We start from the raw sequence: 16,983 nt of genomic DNA, 5'->3' as shown, positions 1-16,983 counted from the left end.
CGCCCAGAACCAGATCCCACAGACACTCACCGCTTAACCTGCAGAAACAGGATCACGCGAAGATCGATTCATACACCACGTCCGTGGACGTGACCGACCGTCGCGGGACGACTGCATGATCTGCGCTTCCTGCGGGGTCAGCTGCACGCCCGGGTCACCGGTTCGCCTGTGCACGGATTTCCCGGTCGCCGGCAGCTCGCGTTCAGCGCGGCTCGCGAACGCGCGCCCATGGCGTCGAAGGCATGGAAGGCGGTCCTGACCTGGGCTCGCGCGTCGACGCTGCGGTTCTGCCTGTGTAGCCCTTCGCCGTAGATCAGCTGGGGACTTGCCCGGTGTACGGTGACGCGGGACCTTTGAGCCGCTCGATCACTTCCCGATCAGGTGCTCACCGCCCTCACCAGCGGCGGCGAACTGGTCGGCCGCGACTTCGACGGCTCGGCCGGCCAGCGCTGGTTCCTGCAGGCGTCCGATACGGCAGACAGCGTCAACGAGGTCGTGCTGCGCGGCTCGCCGGCCCCTGACTCCCGGCTGGGTGCTGTCGGACGCCACCCGGTGACCACTGCCCGTCGGCGGCAGGCTCGTCGATCGGCCCGGATCAGGGCGTCGTCGACGGCCGCTGCGCGATGACGTTCGCGATGACGTTCGCGAAGTCGTCAGCCGCCGGCGTTGTCAGGCTCGCGCCCAGGCCGTGGCCTTCTCCACGGGTGAGACGCCGTACTCGGCCTCGACCGCCGCCGCGATCAGGTGGCAGAACAGGTAGCGCTGGAGCGGTGCGAGCCCGAGTCTGGCCAGGTGGCCGTAGAGCATGTTGATGGCCAGCCGGTGACCGAGGAACCAGTCGGAGCCGAGCACCTCGTTCTTGTACCGTCCGGTGGCCAGCAGGATCTCGTGGAAGTCGATGGGGTGGAGCTGGCGCATCTCGGGTTCGGGCGCGGCGGCGTCGAGGTCGATCTTCTTGTCGCGGATGAGGGGTGCGGCCATGGCCTTCCTGCGCTCGACGTAGTCGAGCCATTCACGGACGTGCGGCGGGGTCCGGCCCTCGTCCACCTCGGCCACCCGACGGCGTACCAGGGCGCGGAGCTGCCGTTCGTGCTCGCGGTACTTGGCCTCGAAGCCGGCGCGCACGCCGTCGCGGTCCACGCAGTAGGAGGCGAAGGCGTCGGCGTGGGAGCGGAAGGACATGTACCCGCGCGAGATCGGGGGCACGCTGGTGTGCGCGAAGGCGATCATCAGGTCGAGGCTGAGCTGGAAGAGTGACAGCTCGCCCCGGCGGATGGCGGCCAGCGTCCCGAACGCCATCCGGGTGCTCTCGGCGTGGTAGGAGTCGAGCAGGTCGCGCAGGGCGGGGCTGCCGAGCACGTGCAGGCGGTCCTCGTACGGTTCGGTCTGCAGCGTGTTGTCCGGATACCACGGCCGCAGCGGCCCGTGGTCGCTTTCCCGGACGGCGAGCGCCCGGTGTGCCTGCTCCAGCGCGACCTCGTCCAGAACCGCCCGGGAGGGGTGTTCGCGCAGGTATCGGCCGAGCCGGTCGGTGGCCAGCGGCAGGACGTCCGCGTGCCAGGCGTCGTCGGGGGCCTGGAGGTTGAGTCGCAGGTGCGGCCCGCGCCGCCAATGACGCACGAAGTACGGTTGCCGCACCCGCTCCCCCAGCTCCTCCAGCAGCGGTCGCACGGCGTCGAGGATCAGGCCGTCCTGGTCGGTCTGGTAGTAGCGGATCTGGATGCTGTGCCAGGGGGTCGTGAGGTCGTTCACCGGTGCTCCAGTTCGCGGTAGGTGGTGCCGACGAGGTGACGCAGGTGCGACTCGTGCCCGCCCGGCAGGCCGAGCCGGTTGCACAGCAGGTGGACGCAGCGCAAAAGGAGGATCAGCAGGTCGCCGCGCGGCCGGGTGACGCCGGAGGGGACGAAGGTGGATTGTGCGGGTTCCGGATTGAATCGGCCGGTGGCCTGGAGGTCCAGGACGCGATGGCGCAGGGCGTCGATCGAGCGCCACCACGCGCCGAGCGGATCACCGGCGCGGGGGTGTTCCTCGCCGCCGGCGATGCGGTGGCTGCGCTGGAGCTGCGCGGCGAGCGCGGCCCGCTGCCCATCGGAAGGCCCTGGCTGGTCGGACGGTTCTCCAGGGGCGGAGCGACGGTCGCGGGTGGTGGGGAGCGTACGGGCGAGGCGGGCGGGGTCCGGTTCCCAGGCGGCAAGGGCGAGCATCAGGGCGGCGAGGGCGAACCCGGCCTGGCGTCCGGTCCCGATCTCGCCCTCCAGCAGGGCGAGCGCGATGCGGCTGGAGTCGTGGAAGTGCCGCTCGGCGGCCTCGACCGCCTCCGGCCCGCCGTACGTCCCGTATTCGGGGCGGTACGCGATGGCCTCCACGCCGTCGCGGGCGCGTACCCGCCGGTCGTAGTGGAGGAGGTGCTCGGCTCTGGCGTACCGTTCGGCCGTTGCGGCGTACTGGCCGGGGTCCCAGGAGGCCGGCGAGGGGTGGGCGGCGAGGTGCCGTTCCAGCGCCGCCGTGGCCCGCTCGGCCACCTCCTCGGGGCGGGCGGACGGCAGGAGCCGCAGCCGCAGATGCGGCCCGCCCTCCCAGTAGCGCAGGAAGAAGTAGCCCGTCAGCAGGCCGTCGGCGGCAAGCTCGCGAACCAGCCCGCCGACCGTCTGGACGATCAGCCGGTCGGTGCCGCCGTAATGGAAGGCGTGCAACGAGATCCACGGCTCAGCCATCGCCCACCTCCACCACGTACTCCGTGACGTGGCCGTCGCCCGGCTCGGGCAGCACCTCCTGGAACGCCGTACAGGTGCCGCTGTCGCCGAGCTGCCGGTCGAAGGCGGCGACCAGGGAAGGGTCGGCCAGGTCCAGGAAGGTCGGTTTGGCCAGCCGTGCCGTACGCATGGGGTCCTGTCCCCAGGTGCCCGGGTCCAGGGAGAAGACGAAGCAGCGGGGCGGGATGCCGGACGCGGCGAACCAGCGGGCCAGCGCCAGCAGGTGCTCGGTCTCGGGCTCGCCGGGCCGGCGTCGCGGGACGTCGGTCGTGGCTGCGTACCAGGTGGCGCGGGCCACGACGACCTGCCCCAGCCACACCCTGGACCTGCTCACGACCGCTTCAGGCGGCTGACGTGGCGGCTCGGCGAACAACGCCCAGGTCGGCACAGAGACGCTGGGCTGGTCGCCGAACAGGTGCAGCAGCAGCCGGGCCGTACGCGGCAGGAACGGCGTGGCGATCAAGCCCGTGTGGCGGGGCAGGACGCGGCGGCCGTCGGCGGCGCGTACCAGCTCAAGCTCCCCGGTGGCGGGGTCGTGGCGGACGGCCAGCTCGCCCAGAGTGAGGCGCGCGCCGGGCGGCCGGTCGGAGACCGCGCCCGGATAGCTCAGCTCGTGGACGGTCGTGGCCGAGCGGAGGTTGACGTTGTGACCGAACAACCCGGTCATCTCAACCGGAATCCCGCCATCCTCGGGTTCGGCGGGATTCGGCTCGTCCATGAGACCTGCGACCGTCAGGAGCCGGTGGACCCGGCTGCGCGCGGCGCCATGACCGGCCGCCACGCTGTTGAGCACCAGCCGCACGGGCCCGTCCCCCGGCAGCACCTGCACGTAGCACGCCAGCGAGCGCACCGGCCGGGCGCTGCCCGGCCGCCCGGACAGCCAGTCGGCCAGCGTCTCCGGCTGCTCGTGCAACACGCTCAGGGTACGGTCGCGGAACCGCCGCAACTCGACCGCCGCGGGCAGGGTGCTCACACTCTCCGCCGCCGCGCCACCGCGATGGAGCAGAGCGTGCAGCGCCCGGCCCTCGGGGGTGGCGAGCTGCGCGGCCAGCGTACGGTGGAACCGGACGAACGGGACCTGCGCCCCGGCGCCGGACGCCCGCACGAAGAGGTCGGCGGCCAACAGCCGGATCTCGTTGTCACGCTGGAAGACTCCCAGCAGCTCGCGGAGCAGGTGAAGGTCGTCCAGGGCGGCCCGCCAGGCCTCCTCTCCCAGGCGCATGACGGGCGAGGCGAAGACGGCGTTGTCGCGGAAGAGGTTCTTGTCCGGGAGCTTCGTGCCGGACGGGGCCAGTCGGCGCAGTGCGCCGCGGACCTCGTGCTGGAAAGCCAGTTGCTCGCTCAGTCCCGCCACGCCGGGGTGGCGGTCCAGCGCCCGCGCGAACGCGGTGAGCGCGTCGGCGGCGGGATGCGGCGCCAGCCCCCGGGCCAGATCGGCCAGATGGGAGTCGGACTGGTCGGCGACCGGCGCGCAGGTCTCCAGCACCTCCAGCTCGATCAGCCGGGCGAGCGTGGCCGGCGGGACAAGCCGCCGCGCCTCACCGAGCGTCGGGGCGCCGGCCAGGGAGCTCAGGAGCGCGCGCAGTGGCGGCGTGGCCCGGACGCCCCGGTAGGCGTCCTCGGTACGGCTGAGCCACCACAGGCGGTCGCCGTCCTCGCTCAGGCCGGCGTTGGGCCTGACCAGGAATCGGGTCGCGAGGTCGTCGTCGGTCGCGGCCAGGTCACCGAGCAGCCTGCGCAGCAGCCACAGGTCGGGCTCGGCCGCGCTGCGCCAGTTCTCCTCGCCTGTCACGGCGATCGGTTCCGGCCCGGGGTCCCAGTACCCGAGCCCCATCATGGTGAACGTCGAGTACGGGCTCGTCTTGGCCGCCACCCGCGCGAGATATCGGCTCAGTCGCAGGTCCAGCCGCCGGGACGGCCCGGCGCCGGGAGAATCGAGCCAGCGTCGCAGCGCCTCGGCCAGTGACGGGCTCGCCTGGACCAGGCCATGGGTGAAGACATCGGCCGAAGCCCATTTACGAAGGTTGCGGTGCCTGTCCTGGCGTTCCTCCTCCAGGACGGCGGGCAGCGAAGCCCGCAGCCGCTCGCTCGCCCGCGACGCCTCCAGCCACCGCCGAAGCCGCCGCTCCAGCTCGGCCGGAAGGTCGGCCGAGCCGGCGAACGCCGCGGGGCGGCGTCCGTTGTACAGCGCCCGGCGGAGTGCGACCAGGCGGGACCTCGCCCGCCCCGAAGGGACGTCCGCGATGCACGGCTCCAGGGCGAGCGCGAGCTCGCGCCCCTCAGCGGACAGGCGAGCCTGCCCCTTGAGGATCTCCTGGACGGTCCGCCAGGTCCGTTCGCACCGCAGATCGTCCAGGACGGCCGCGGGCAGGGCGGCGACTCTGACCACCACGGTCTGCGAACGCCGGCGCCAGATCGCCATGCGGATTCCGCCGCGCTAGATGAGCCAGCTCTTGCCCGACGTACAGCCCGAAGCGCCGATCTCGGTGTTGCCCAGCCCCATGGCCACGGCCTCGACGAGCACCTCGGAGCCGGGGAGTTCCACGGTGGCGACGTCCAGCGCGTCCAGGTCAAGGACTTCTTCGTGCAGGTCCATGCTGCCTCCGTTTCGTTCGGGCGCAGGTGCGCCACGACACTTCTGCCAAGAGAACACGCAAAACAGCCCATGTCCACACTGCATGACATATCGGGCATGACGGCGCCTCCCCCATGCGGTGCCGGGAATCAAAGCCCCGCCCGTGCCGGCTGCCGGCGTCGCGTCCCCGTCGGAGTGGTTCTTCCAGCCGTCCGGCGGTCAGGCGCGTACGCGGCTCCACGAGGCGTCGTTGTCGACCCGCGCCTGCTCGCGGCGGTCGGGCGTGACACAGACCCGGTCACCGATGAACGCTTCCCGCCACACGTATCCCGCGACACAGGTCTTGGGCCCGTAGGGGCCGTCGGTCCAGCGGCCGGAGGCGGCGGCGTTGTCGTCCAGCGTCTGGTAACGGGTGGTGAGCGGGACGCAGACGTAGTCGGAGTCGTCGGCCATCCGCCACACGTAGTCGTCCTGGCAGGCGTTCGGTCCCCAGACGTGCTTGGCGGTGTTCAGCCGGTTGGGCGCATCAGCGGTGTCGCGATCGGTCTGCGCCTTGACCTCGCGGGTGACGCAAGCGGCGTCCATGATGGTGATCCCGCGGAAGACGTAGCCCGTCCGGCAGGAGCCGTCGCCCTCGTGGCGGCCGTTCTGGTTCGCGTTGTCGTCGGCGGCCTGGTCACGAGCGGCGGCGGTGACACAGACGTCGTCGCCGGCGATGGCGTTGCGCGGGACGAAGCCGAACCGGCACTTGGTGGTCAGGTCGGTGGTGACGGTGACGGTGGCCGCGTCCTCGGTCATGGAGTCGAGGCGGATCCGCACCCCGTCCTGGTCGTAGACGCCGGCTGCGGCTCGGGTCCCCTGTTCTCCGCGCTGCGCGATCGAGGCGCCATCGTGACCGGCATCGACGCGAGCGCCGGGATGCTGGAGCTGGCCCGACGGCGGCTGGGCGACGACGCGGATCTGCGGGTCGCCGACCTGGCCAGCCCGCTGCCCTTTCCCGATGGCGCCTTCGACGAGGGTCATAGCGTCCCTGGTGCTGCACTATCTGGGGGACTGGGGACCGACGCTGGCCGAAGCGCCGACACCACGGCGAATGACGCGGATCAGCTCGTGCTATCCGCGGCATGCGCGGACGGGTTGTCCTTGCGAAGACCATTGGTGCCCGGCTTGCTCCGATGATGGACTGACGTCCCGCCGTGAGTCTGCCGCGTGACGGAGGTAGTGGTTGTGACGGAATATGACGTGCTTGCCGAGGTGTACGAATGGCTCATCTCGGATGCAAAGTTGCCTCCCGCCGAGTTCGCTGCGTCGTTCGATGACGTCCTCGGTCTCCTGCCGTCGCACGCTCACGTCCTCGACTGTTCGTGCGGAACCGGACAGTTGGCGGTTGGCCTCGCCGGCCGTGGCATGCAGGTCGTCGCAACTGACGCCAGCGAAGCGATGGTTCGCCGGACTGCAGAGCTGGCTGAGGAGTTCGGGGCCTCCGTCCGGGCCATGCGGGCGAACTGGGAAGAGTTGCCCGACCATTTCGAGGACGACACGTTCGACATGGTGTTCTGCGTGGGCAACTCGCTTCACCATGCCGTGAGCGCGACAGGCAGGGGTGCTGCTCTGGAGTCGATGTCACGGCTTCTGCGCCCTGGCGGGCGCTTGGTGCTCACATCCCGTACTTGGGAACTCGTGAGGGCCAGAGGTTCCCGGCTGGACATCAGCGACCGACTCGTCCGCCGGAACGGTCGCGATGCCGTCGTGGTCTACCGCTGGGAGATTGCGCCGCACTGGGAGCAGGAGCACCACATCGAGATTGCGATCGCGCAAGTTGATGCGACTGGGCTGGTTCTTGTCCGCTCGGAACTGCTGTCCTGCTGGCCCTACCGGTACGAGGAACTCGAAGTCGAGCTGCACCGGGTCGGACTCCGGACGGAAGTGAGCACGTTCGATCTTGAGGCCGAGAACTACATGGTGGTCGCGAGCAAGGTATAGACACCGGGCTCTCAGTCCCCGGTCGGACCGCGCTGTTGCTCGCAGGACGCTTGCGCCCTCTCATCGGTGCGGGTCAAGCGGTCAACGCAACGCCTTGCAAGTACTTCGAGACCCGCAGCCGGACCGAAGAATGGGCCCAGGGCGGGCAGGCCGTCCAGATGAGGTTCTGGCACCGGCCGCTGCACGCGATGACCGAAGCCTTCACCGCCGGGGGCTTCGCATCAGCGTCATCAGCGAACCGCCGTTTGTGCCGGAAGCCCGCGAACTGTTCCGCGAGGAGCTCAGCAGGATCCCCGGTATGAGGTTCCTGAGCTTCCTGTTCTTCGTTCTGGAAGCCGGCCAACGGCGCTTCGTAACGATCGATCCCGGTGACTGAGCGTTTCAGCGGGCGATTCCGCAACCGAAGCGCTCAGTCAAGATCCGTTGCGAAGCTGAACGCCCCCAGCGCCCGAATCGGTCGCGCGCTCGGTCTGCGGTCTGGTTCGCATCACGACGGTGTTGAGCAGATGGGATCGGGCGCCGATGAGAAATGGCGCCGACAGTCGTCTAAGTAGACGTCCGGTGAGAACGCGCTGCGCGCATCAAGGGAGAGCAACGAGATGAGACCACTTCGATACTCGATCAACGTCACGCTCGACGGCTGCTGCCATCACGAGGCAGGGCTCCCCCCGGACGAGGAGTCGATGCGTTACTGGACCGCTGAGATGGAGCGAGCCGATGCCCTGCTATTCGGCCGGGTGACCTACGAGATGATGGAGTCGGCGTGGCGGAAGCCGGCCACGGACACGTGGCCCGACTGGATGGATGAGTGGCGGATCCCGTTCGCCGAGACCATCGACCGGGCGAAGAAGTACGTCGTGTCGAGCACCCTGAGCGCGGTTGATTGGAATGCCGAGCTGGTGCGAGGCGACTTCGGGCAGGCGGTTCAGCGGCTCAAGCAGGAATCAGGCGAGGGCCTGTGGGTGGGTGGCGTGACGCTCCCCCTGGCGTTGGCAGATCTGGGACTGATCGACGAGTACGAGTTCCTTGTGCAGCCGGTCCTTGCCGGACACGGGCCGACGTTGCTCGCTGGTCTGCGTGAGCGCATCCAGCTCGAGCCCGTGGACCGCCGTGAGTTCCGGTCGGGGGCGGTCGCCCTGCGATACCGGCCCTCGCGAGCTACGGGTTGACGTGATTCATCCTGGCACGTTGGCCGCTCCCTCGCGACGGGGCGGGCGCTGGAGACGTCCTCGTGGCGCGCGGCGGCCTCGGGGATCGTGAAGATGCTGGCCGAGGCGATCGAGTTAGGCGCCAACCCCGAGGACGGGGACGTGCCAGGGGGGACGGGTCTCGCTCGGCTCACACCCCGGCCGGTGATCGCTACCTTGCCAGATGGCGAAGGCTATTCCCCCCAGGGCATGAGCGCCGTTCGCTCGCTACGCCGTTCGCACCGTATTGGACCAACAGGTTCAGGTCGGCTCATCCACTCGGCGGTGGAGCCCGTCGAACATGACGGCCAGAAGTCGATCACGATGTGCGGGGGTCCGCTCCGCCGCCCAGGCGACTGAAGCGATCAGGGAGAAAAGGGCAGAAGCGTCAATATCGGGGCGGATCGTCCCCGCGTGCTGGGCTCTGTCCAGGAGTTGCGCCCCGGCGGCCTTGACGGCCTGACAGGTGGCGTGGAGTTCGGACGCGGGGTCGGCGAGGCTGTCCACGAGGGCGTCGACCAGGCCGCGATAGGCCATGGCGTGCTCGACGGCGGCCGTCGTCCAGGTGATCAGGGCCCTGCTCGGGGACGGTGAGGCGAGCAGCTCGTCCGAGCGCGCCCGCAAGCCGCGCAGGCTGTCGCCCAGCAGCGCCTCCAGCAGTGCCTGGCGGGTCGGGAAGTGCCGGTAGAGGGTCACGTTGCCGACGCCGGCGGTGCGCGCGATGTCGTTCAGCGACGCGCCGACGCCGTGTTCGGCGAACGCCGCCCGGGCGGTCGTCAGGAGCCGCTCGTAATTGCGTCGCGCGTCTTTGCGCCCTACGGGCCGGGCCCGCGTCGACCGATCCGCCACCGGAACCCTCCACACATTTGCCAAAACGAGGAAGCTCCTCATATCTTAGCCCACCGAAAGCGAGGAGGTTCCTCGTTTATTGTGGACACCATTCCGAGGAGTGCCATGACCGAGCACAGCACGCACGCGGTGAGAACGGGCCCCGGGCCGGCCGGCGCCGCCGCCGCCCACCAGCGCCACCCCGGCCTGGTGCTCGCCATCGTGCTGACCTGCCAGACGATGTTCATCCTGGACACCAACGTGGTGAACATCGCCCTCCCCGACATCCAGCACGACCTCGGCTTCTCCGCGGCCGGCCTGTCCTGGGTGCTCAACGCCTACATGCTGGCCTTCGGCGGTCTGCTGCTGCTCGGCGGTCGCGTGGGCGACATCGTCGGCCAGCGGCGGGCGCTCGTCGGCGGAGTGGCCGTCTTCACCCTCGCCTCACTGGCCGGAGGGCTGGCCACCTCGGCCGGGATGCTGCTGGCGGCCCGTGCCGGTCAGGGGATCGGCGCCGCCGTCGCCGCACCGACCGTGCTCGCGCTGATCACCGTGGGCTTTCCTGACGCCGCGCGCCGGGCGCGGGCACTGGGGGCTTACGCGGCGGTCTCCGGTTCCGGCGCCGCGATCGGCCTCATCGCCGGCGGCATGCTCACCGACTGGATCTCCTGGCGGTGGGTGCTGTTCATCAACGTGCCGATCGGCGTCGTCCTGCTGATCCTGACCCCGCTGTTCGTCACCGAGACCGACCGCCACCCGGGCCGCTTCGACCTGGCGGGTTCGCTGACCTCGACACTCGGCATGACCGCGCTCGTCTACGGCTTCATCCGCGCCGCCGAGCAGGGCTTCGGTGACGTGGTCACGCTCGGCGCGCTCGGCGTGGCCGCCGTCCTGCTGGTCCTGTTCGTGGCCGTCGAGTCCCGTGCCCGGCAGCCGATCGTGCCGCTGCGGCTGTTCGCCGACCGCAACCGCGCCGGCGGCTACGTCGTGCTGCTGTTCGTGCTGGCCGCGGGCAACGGCATGTTCTTCTTTCTCACCCAGTTCCTGCAGCAGGTCCGCGGATACAGCCCGTTGCAGGCGGGCTTCGCCTTCGTGCCGCTGGCCCTGGTGATCCTGGCCTCTTCGGGAGCGGCGGCCCGGCTGCTGCCGCGCCTGGGCGCCAAGACGCTGATCGCCGCCGGCGCCGGGGCGATCAGCCTGGCCCTGCTGTGGATGACGCGGCTGACGCCGCAGAGCGACTACGCCTCCGCGCTGCTCGGCCCGATGATGATCGCCGGTCTCGGCATGGGCGCCTTGCTGGTGGGAGCCACCACCGTGTTGTCCTCCGGCGTCCAGGCGCGGGACGCCGGCGCCGCCTCGGGCCTGCTCAACGTCATGCAGCAGATCGGCGGCGCGCTGGGGCTGGCCATCCTCGTCACGGTGTTCGGCGCGGCCACGCGCGCTTCGCGCGGACCGTCCCACCAGGTCCTCACCGAGGGGGTCACCGCGGCCTTCACCGTCGCCGCCGTGTTCACCGCCGCCGCGATCCTCCTGGCCCTGACCATGAAGACCCGTCCGGCTCCCGCGGCCGTGCCTGAGGCGCCGTAGGCCCTCCAGCCTCCCCCGGCCGAGCCCCGCTACCCGGACGGCAACGAGGACGTGTGGGACATCCTCGTGGGCGGCGCGACCGTCGCGATCGTCGCCCTCACCGACGATGAGCAGGTGGTGCTGGCCCGGCAGTACCGGCCGGGGCCCGGACGCGTACTCCTGGAGCTGCCGGGCGGAAACGCGGACGGCGACGAGCCCGTCGAGGTCGCGGCGGCGCGGGAACTGCTGGAGGAGACCGGCTACGAAGCTGCGACGCTCGAAGTGGTCATGCGGACCTTTCTGGCGTCGTACGCCTCACATCGCCGCCACGCGGTCCTGGCCCGCGGGTGCCGGAAGGTCGCCGAGCCGAGACTGGACGACGGCGAGTTCATCGAGACCGTGCTCATGCCGATCGGCGCGTTCGTCCAGCACGTGCTCAGCGGGCAGATGACCGACACCGACCTCGCCTTCGCGGGGCTGGTCGCCGCCGGCTACCTGAAGCCGTGAGCACGGCCGAGCGCCTTTACAATGTAGATTAAATCCGGGCATCGGCGACACACCGGCCCGCAACCCGCTCTCCCCCACACTCACCGCTTAACCTGCAGAAACACACCCGGGGAAGAACGGAGCCGCCCGACATGCCTGTCGCCCCGCCCGGACCCGGCCGTACCGCCGAGCAGATCCTCGCCGACACGGCGCGGATCACCGATCCGGCGCTCATGCGCGCGGTGAACTGCCTGCCCTCACCGCTGCGGGAGAGTGCGTACTACCACTACGGCTGGGCCGGCCGGGACGGCGGGCCGGCCACCGGTGTCCGCGGCGGAACCGGACGCAAGGGCATCGCCTTCACCCTGCTGTGCGCCGGCATCGACGGCGGCCCGGTCGAACGCGGCCTGCCCGCCGTCGTCGCCGGCAACCTCCTCATGAACGTGGCCACCCTCCACGACGACATCGTCGACCTGGAGGCCCGGCGTCGCGGCCGGCCCACCGTCCTGGCGGCCTACACCGCCGGGCACGCCATCATGGCCGGTGACGCCCTGCTGGCCCTGGCCTTCTCCCACCTGGGCGAGCACCCGCACCCCCGGACCCAGCAGGCGCTGCGGACGATGCGCGCGGGCTGGCTCCAGCTGTGCGCGGGCCAGGTCCGCGACGAGGAGCACGAGGGCCGCTGCGAGACCAGCCTCGACCAGGCCGTCTCCGTGCAGGCGGCCAAGACCGCCGAGGGCGTGCGCGCGGTGTGCTGCCTGCCCGCCCTGCTGACGGACGCCTCCGGCGCGCAGGTGGAGGCCGTCGGCCGGTTCGGGTTCCATCTCGGCATGGCCGTGCAGTACCACAACGATCTGTCGGACCTGTGGCCGGCGGAGCAGCTCAGCCGGTCCCGCTACGGTGACGTCCGTCGTCGCAAGATCACGCCCACGGTCGCGGCGTGCCTGGAATCAGGGCACCGCGACAGCGGGCGGCTCGCCGCGTTCTACCAAGGGGACGGCGAGCCCGCCGAGGAGGGGCTGGCCGCCGTCGCGGACCTGATCGACCGGTGCGGCGGCCGCGCCTGGACCCGTGAACAGAACCGCGCGCACCTGCGCCTGGCCCTCCGGAGCCTCCAGGAAGCCGACCCGCCGCCGGCCGTCTACCGCGACGCGGTCACCCTCGCCGGCATCTACCTGGTGGGCGATGCCGGCCCCCCCCGCCCACCAGTGAGCCGTTCCGGCTGATCCAGGGGCGGAGCCGTCAGTGCGGCACGTCCAGACCGGCGCTGCGGGCCGCGTCCATCGCCGCGGTGACGAACTGCTCGTAGGTTCCCATGCCGTTCTTCAGGCCGAACAGGTCGGTCTGCCGGTACTCCACGACCACGTGCGTCGCCTTGTACGGCGTCGTCTTCTGCCCCATGGAGTACGTGAACCACTCCGCCGGCCGTCCGGGGAAGGGCTCGTGGGCGGGGTAGCCGCGCGGCGGGGACATCGCGTCGTAGGCGATGCCGCGCGGGCCGTCGCCGCTCATGTGCAGGGCCAGCGTCTCGTCGCCCTGGCCCGGGTCGCCGGCCTGGATCGAGCGCAGCCACCAGAAGAGGCTGAGCTGGTTGTCGTACGTCTGCCGCCCGCCCAGACCGTACGGCCGGGGGCACACCCGGGAATTCTTGTCCCCGTCGGACAGGGCGTTGACCATGGCGTCGAAGGCGGACCGTTCCACCTCCGTCAGCGCGTTCATGTAGACCGAGCGCAGGTTCGTGCGCGGCAGCAGCGCGAAGCCCGCCTTCGGCCCGTCGCCGGAGGTGAGGTTCTGATGGGCGAAGACCCACAGCATGTACTGGATCAGTGTGACGAACCCGATGAGGTTGGCCGTCTGGTGGCGTCCCTTCAGCCATGCGCCCACCCGGGCGCTGGGGTCGAAGCCGAGCACCCCCAGCCGGGCGGGCAGCTCGGCCAGCGGCACGTCCAGGGTGGCCTGAGCCGTGCCGTGGACGAGGTCCCTGCCGGCGGTCAAGGCCAGCACGTCGCCCTTGGCGTAGACGGGCGTCATCACCGGGTTGCCGGCGGAGTCGAAGTCGCACCGCTTGATGGGCGCGGCCAGGGACACGGTGATGATGTTGCCCACGTTGGTGCCCGGCACGAAGCGCAGCCCGTCGGTCGGCTGGACGTCGTCGTAAGTCTTGAGGTGCCCTTGGGCCACGCGCACGGCCTGCGTCTTGGCGCTCGTCCGGGCCCTGCTCGATCGCCGGGTGCCGGTCGTCGCCTCGTCCTCCTGCTCGTCGGACCGCAGGAACGTGGCGGGAAGCTTGGTGGTGTCGGGTGAACGGCCCGTCAGCAGGCTGATCAGCTCGCCGATGAAGACGAGCTGACGGCGCAGGGCGGCCCACGTCGTCACCGAGTCGGTGATGATCTCGACGTCGCCGCCGTCGGACTCGACGGCGATCCCGGGGTCCTGCCAGTAGCAGACGCGTCCCTTGGACGGCAGGGCGTCCTCGGTCTGCCAGCCGTCCTTGGAATCCGCCAGAAACCTCAGCTCGTTGCGCTGGAACTGCCATTCGAACCCGATCCTGGGCATGGGCGCCTCCTGGGGGATGTGTGTGGCTGCCCCTCCCGAGCAGGTCCGGCGTGCCTCAGATACGTGCTGACGGTGGAGTTCCTTCTGTCACCGGCTCCGGCCTGAATGGCCATAAATCCCGATTTTTCCGCCTATTTACCTCGATATTGACCTGCTGTGGTTCATCAACTCAAATGCAGGTGACCCCGTCCATCGCCCGCCGGCGCAAGAGGAGCGATTCCATGAGACGCAATGCCGTGTTAGCCCTGGTCACGAGTGCCGTCTGTGTGCTCGTGGCCACTTCGGTCCCCGGCCCGGCGAACGCCTCCAAAGGCGATCCCGCCGACCTCCTGGTGAAGTCCAGGCCCGCACTGCTGCACAGCTCGCCCGAGGACGCGTACGTACGGCAGGCCCCGATCGAAGGGCAGAACGGGCTGCGCTACACGCCCTACACCCGCACGTACGCGGGGCTGCCCGTCTACGGCGGCGACTTCGTCGTGGTCAGCGCCGCCACCGGCGAGGTCCTGAGCACCTCCGTCTCCCAGGACAGCCCTCTGGACGTGGCCACCACGCCCAGGCTCGGCGCCGCCGAAGCAGTCCGCGTGGCCAGGAGCCAGCTGCCCCAGGTCTCCTCGATCGCCGCGCCCCGGCTGGTGGTCATGGCTGAGGGACGCGGCCGGCTGGCCTACGAGGTGCTCGTCCACGGCGCCGTCGGCGGCAGGGAGAGCAGGCTGCACGTCTTCGTCGACGCGCTGACCGGCGCGGTCGTCCTGAAGTCCGACGAGGTCAAGGCGGGGGTGGGCAACAGCTACTACAACGGCAACCCGGTCACCATCGGCACCATGTCGACCGGCTCCTCCTTCGCCATGATCGACCCGGTGCGGCGGAACGTGCGCTGCGGCGGCCCGAACGGCTCCGCCTTCACCGGGCCCGACGACTACTGGGGCAACGGCAGCGGCACCAACCTCGAGACCGCCTGCGTCGACACGCTCTTCGCGATCGACACCGAATGGGACATGCTCAAGACCTGGCTGGGACGCTCCGGCTTCAACGGCGCCGGCGACGGCTACCCCGCCCGCGTCGGCCTGAACGACGTCAACGCCTACTGGAACGGCGTCTACACCGTCTTCGGCCACACCTCCGACAACCTGCGCCAGCTCACCGCGATGGACGTCGTGGCGCACGAGTACGGCCACATCGTCTTCGCCACCACGCCCGGCATCGACCTCGGCGACAACGAGAAGGCCATACTCAACGAGTCCACCGGCGACATCTTCGGCGCGCTGACCGAGCAGTACGCCAACGAGCCCGCCACCCTCGACCCGCCGGACTACACCGTCGGCGAGGAGGTCAACGTCGACGGAACCGGCCCGATCCGCTACATGTACAAGCCGTCGCTGATCCCCGGTCACCCCGACTGCTACAGCAGCGCGGTGCCGTCGATGCCGCCCCAGGTCGGGGCCGGCGTGCAGAACCACTGGTTCTACCTGCTGGCCGAGGGCAGCAACCCGACGAACGGCCAGCCGCCCAGCCCGACCTGCGACTCCTCCTCCATCGTCGGGCTCGGCGCGCGCAAGGCGGGCCAGATCTACATGGGCACGCTGCTGCGCAAGACCTCCGCCTGGCCGCACACCATGGCCCGCCGCGCCTCGCTGCAGGCGGCCCTGGACATGTTCCCCTCGTCGTGCCTGGAGTACAACACGGTCAAGGCCGCGTGGAACGCCGTCCGCGTGCCCGCGCGGGCCGGCGAGCCGTACACGTGCGACTTCTCGGTCGCGGTCAACCCCGCCGCGGCGACCGTGCAGCCCGGCCAGACCGTGAGCGTCACCGTCGGCAGCGCCGTCGTCTCGGGCGCCCCGCAGCAGATCTCGCTGTACGCCAGGGGGCTTCCGGCGGGCATGACGGCGTCCTTCAGCCCGTCGAGCATCACCACCGGCGCCACCTCCACGCTGACCGTCACGGTCGGCGCGAGCACGCCGTCCGGGACCTATCCGATCACGGTGCTGGGCGACGGCGTCGCCCTCGACCACACAGCCACCCTCACCCTGACCGTGGCCCCATGAGCCGATGACGCCTCAGCCGGGCTGTGCCCGGCTGAGGTTGCGGCGGCCGCGCAGGCAAGCGCTACAGATCGCCCAACGCTGACAGAACCCGCCCGATCCAGGCGAACAACCGCAGGATCTGACGGAAGGGCCAGACCGCCGCCCAGAAGACCGGTTCGAGCCACCGGAACGGGCCGAGGAGGAGTGCCATGGCCATCATGACCGCGTCCGGATCCAGCGACCGCAGGACCCAGCACCACCCTCGATGCCCCCACCTGCGGTGCAGCACCAGGGACACCAGTACGGGCGGCAGCGTCAGGGCCGCCGCGACCGCGAGCGCGGACGGTCCCGGCAGCCAGATCCCGGCCGCGACCCACAGCAGCCCGTACACCCCCCACGAGAAGGCCAGACCGCCCAGCAGCCGGCCTCTTCCGCCTGCCGACCGGACGTGCCGCGCCAGGCAGGCGGGCAGGCGCACGCACACGTCGGGCAGCGAGGTGTCGAGCGGGAGCACCGGCCGCTCGGCCTCGGACGGCTCGTCCGTCCCGGACGGGCCTTCCCTGCGGCTGAGCGGATGAAGAGCATCGTTCACCCGCCCTGATCTACCAGCGCCGTCTTGTGATCCACTGGTGGTCACTGGTCACGCCAGACATGACGGTGGGTGGCTTCGGGGTAGGGGAAGGGCGGGGGCTCGGGGGAGGCGGAAGATGGCTGGACGGATCGTGGCGGGCGTGGACGGCTCGCCGCCCTCGATGGCGGCCGTCGAGTGGGCCGCGGCGGACGCCCGCAGGCGCTCGCTGGCGCTGCGGCTGGTGCACGTGTGCGAGCCGTGGACAGGCGACGTCGGGACGGCCGAGTACTGCGCCGGGATGCTGGAAGCGGCGGCGGACCGGGCGCGCGGCCTGGTCCCCGGCGTGGAGGTCGGCACGGAGATCCTGCCCGGTCCGGTGGTGGACGACCTGGTGCGGGAGTCGGCGCAGGCCGACAGCCTGGTGCTGGGCAGCAGAGGGCGGGGCGGTTTCGCCGGG

At 70.6% G+C, this 16,983-nt stretch carries 16 protein-coding genes and 1 pseudogene; 9 read left to right on the top strand and 8 right to left on the bottom strand.

What is annotated here, in order from left to right:
• Window positions 1-381: 381 nt before the first annotated feature.
• The gene (locus ACWCSD_RS28745; protein WP_397157333.1) at window positions 382-627 is read left to right on the top strand and encodes a hypothetical protein; all 246 of its coding nucleotides are present in this window, start codon (window positions 382-384) and stop codon (window positions 625-627) included.
• A 42-nt stretch (window positions 628-669) separates the two neighbouring features.
• On the opposite strand, the gene ACWCSD_RS28740 is transcribed toward ACWCSD_RS28745, so the two are convergent.
• From ACWCSD_RS28740 to ACWCSD_RS28720, 5 genes are all read right to left on the bottom strand, one after another.
• Entirely contained in the window at window positions 670-1,752 is a 1,083-nt protein-coding gene (locus tag ACWCSD_RS28740) for a thiopeptide maturation pyridine synthase (RefSeq protein ID WP_397157335.1), read from the bottom strand.
• Complete coding sequence (locus ACWCSD_RS28735; protein ID WP_449919411.1) at window positions 1,749-2,714, bottom strand: lantibiotic dehydratase C-terminal domain-containing protein; 966 nt, start codon at window positions 2,712-2,714, stop codon at window positions 1,749-1,751. Before ACWCSD_RS28735 ends, ACWCSD_RS28740 begins: the two co-directional genes overlap by 4 nt.
• Window positions 2,707-5,175: a hypothetical protein gene (locus ACWCSD_RS28730; protein WP_449919408.1), complete on the bottom strand. Its 2,469-nt coding sequence runs from the start codon at window positions 5,173-5,175 to the stop codon at window positions 2,707-2,709. Before ACWCSD_RS28730 ends, ACWCSD_RS28735 begins: the two co-directional genes overlap by 8 nt.
• Window positions 5,176-5,190: 15 nt before the next feature.
• Window positions 5,191-5,349 carry a hypothetical protein gene (locus tag ACWCSD_RS28725; RefSeq protein ID WP_397157341.1) on the bottom strand — a complete coding sequence of 53 codons (159 nt, stop codon included), beginning with the start codon at window positions 5,347-5,349 and terminating at the stop codon, window positions 5,191-5,193.
• A 198-nt stretch (window positions 5,350-5,547) separates the two neighbouring features.
• Window positions 5,548-5,913, bottom strand: coding sequence for a hypothetical protein (locus ACWCSD_RS28720; protein WP_449919405.1), 366 nt, complete (start codon window positions 5,911-5,913; stop codon window positions 5,548-5,550).
• 243 nt (window positions 5,914-6,156) lie between these two features.
• Here ACWCSD_RS28720 and ACWCSD_RS28715 point away from each other — a divergent pair.
• The 3 genes and pseudogenes from ACWCSD_RS28715 to ACWCSD_RS28705 all read left to right on the top strand — a co-directional run.
• Window positions 6,157-6,403 (top strand): annotated as a pseudogene (locus tag ACWCSD_RS28715) (class I SAM-dependent methyltransferase); the annotation flags it as partial.
• A 134-nt stretch (window positions 6,404-6,537) separates the two neighbouring features.
• Complete coding sequence (locus ACWCSD_RS28710) at window positions 6,538-7,311, top strand: class I SAM-dependent methyltransferase (protein WP_449919402.1); 774 nt, start codon at window positions 6,538-6,540, stop codon at window positions 7,309-7,311.
• Window positions 7,312-7,910: 599 nt separating this feature from the next.
• Window positions 7,911-8,480 (top strand): dihydrofolate reductase family protein, encoded by a 570-nt coding sequence (locus tag ACWCSD_RS28705; RefSeq protein ID WP_397157345.1) that lies wholly within the window; start codon window positions 7,911-7,913, stop codon window positions 8,478-8,480.
• A gap of 279 nt (window positions 8,481-8,759) precedes the next feature.
• Here the strand turns inward: ACWCSD_RS28705 and ACWCSD_RS28700 are convergent, their stop codons facing one another.
• Complete coding sequence (locus tag ACWCSD_RS28700; protein WP_449919398.1) at window positions 8,760-9,347, bottom strand: TetR/AcrR family transcriptional regulator; 588 nt, start codon at window positions 9,345-9,347, stop codon at window positions 8,760-8,762.
• A gap of 105 nt (window positions 9,348-9,452) precedes the next feature.
• Here ACWCSD_RS28700 and ACWCSD_RS28695 point away from each other — a divergent pair, with 105 nt between their 5' ends.
• From ACWCSD_RS28695 to ACWCSD_RS28685, 3 genes are all read left to right on the top strand, one after another.
• Window positions 9,453-10,913, top strand: a complete 1,461-nt coding sequence (locus tag ACWCSD_RS28695; RefSeq protein WP_449919395.1) for an MFS transporter — start codon at window positions 9,453-9,455, stop codon at window positions 10,911-10,913.
• A 51-nt stretch (window positions 10,914-10,964) separates the two neighbouring features.
• On the top strand, window positions 10,965-11,399 hold the full coding sequence (locus tag ACWCSD_RS28690; RefSeq protein WP_449919392.1) for an NUDIX hydrolase: 435 nt from the start codon (window positions 10,965-10,967) through the stop codon (window positions 11,397-11,399).
• Between the two features lie 131 nt (window positions 11,400-11,530).
• Complete coding sequence (locus ACWCSD_RS28685) at window positions 11,531-12,604, top strand: polyprenyl synthetase family protein (protein WP_449919390.1); 1,074 nt, start codon at window positions 11,531-11,533, stop codon at window positions 12,602-12,604.
• Window positions 12,605-12,620: 16 nt separating this feature from the next.
• Here the strand turns inward: ACWCSD_RS28685 and ACWCSD_RS28680 are convergent, their stop codons facing one another.
• Entirely contained in the window at window positions 12,621-13,934 is a 1,314-nt protein-coding gene (locus ACWCSD_RS28680) for a hypothetical protein (protein ID WP_449919388.1), read from the bottom strand.
• 221 nt (window positions 13,935-14,155) lie between these two features.
• On the opposite strand from ACWCSD_RS28680, the gene ACWCSD_RS28675 reads away from it, so the two are divergent.
• Window positions 14,156-15,976 carry a M4 family metallopeptidase gene (locus ACWCSD_RS28675; protein ID WP_449919385.1) on the top strand — a complete coding sequence of 607 codons (1,821 nt, stop codon included), beginning with the start codon at window positions 14,156-14,158 and terminating at the stop codon, window positions 15,974-15,976.
• A gap of 61 nt (window positions 15,977-16,037) precedes the next feature.
• Here the strand turns inward: ACWCSD_RS28675 and ACWCSD_RS28670 are convergent, their stop codons facing one another.
• Window positions 16,038-16,547 carry a hypothetical protein gene (locus tag ACWCSD_RS28670; RefSeq protein ID WP_449919383.1) on the bottom strand — a complete coding sequence of 170 codons (510 nt, stop codon included), beginning with the start codon at window positions 16,545-16,547 and terminating at the stop codon, window positions 16,038-16,040.
• 115 nt (window positions 16,548-16,662) lie between these two features.
• Between ACWCSD_RS28670 and ACWCSD_RS28665 the strand changes: the two genes are divergently transcribed.
• Window positions 16,663-16,983 (top strand): universal stress protein (locus ACWCSD_RS28665; RefSeq protein WP_449919381.1); only part of this gene is annotated, 321 nt, incomplete at its 3' end.

Source organism: Nonomuraea sp. NPDC001684 (genome assembly GCF_053596515.1).
Note: the sequence above shows the minus strand (reverse complement) of the source record. Positions and strands in the feature narration are given on the sequence as shown.

Excerpts from the sequence above, each read along its gene's own strand:
- ACWCSD_RS28735 (WP_449919411.1), bottom strand. The coding sequence starts at position 2,714 with ATGGCTGAGCCGTGGATCTCGTTGCACGCCTTCCATTACGGCGGCACC.
- ACWCSD_RS28730 (WP_449919408.1), bottom strand. The coding sequence starts at position 5,175 with ATGGCGATCTGGCGCCGGCGTTCGCAGACCGTGGTGGTCAGAGTCGCC.
- ACWCSD_RS28725 (WP_397157341.1), bottom strand. The coding sequence starts at position 5,349 with ATGGACCTGCACGAAGAAGTCCTTGACCTGGACGCGCTGGACGTCGCC.
- ACWCSD_RS28720 (WP_449919405.1), bottom strand. The coding sequence starts at position 5,913 with ATGGACGCCGCTTGCGTCACCCGCGAGGTCAAGGCGCAGACCGATCGC.
- ACWCSD_RS28705 (WP_397157345.1), top strand. The coding sequence starts at position 7,911 with ATGAGACCACTTCGATACTCGATCAACGTCACGCTCGACGGCTGCTGC.
- ACWCSD_RS28695 (WP_449919395.1), top strand. The coding sequence starts at position 9,453 with ATGACCGAGCACAGCACGCACGCGGTGAGAACGGGCCCCGGGCCGGCC.
- ACWCSD_RS28685 (WP_449919390.1), top strand. The coding sequence starts at position 11,531 with ATGCCTGTCGCCCCGCCCGGACCCGGCCGTACCGCCGAGCAGATCCTC.
- ACWCSD_RS28680 (WP_449919388.1), bottom strand. The coding sequence starts at position 13,934 with ATGCCCAGGATCGGGTTCGAATGGCAGTTCCAGCGCAACGAGCTGAGG.
- ACWCSD_RS28675 (WP_449919385.1), top strand. The coding sequence starts at position 14,156 with ATGAGACGCAATGCCGTGTTAGCCCTGGTCACGAGTGCCGTCTGTGTG.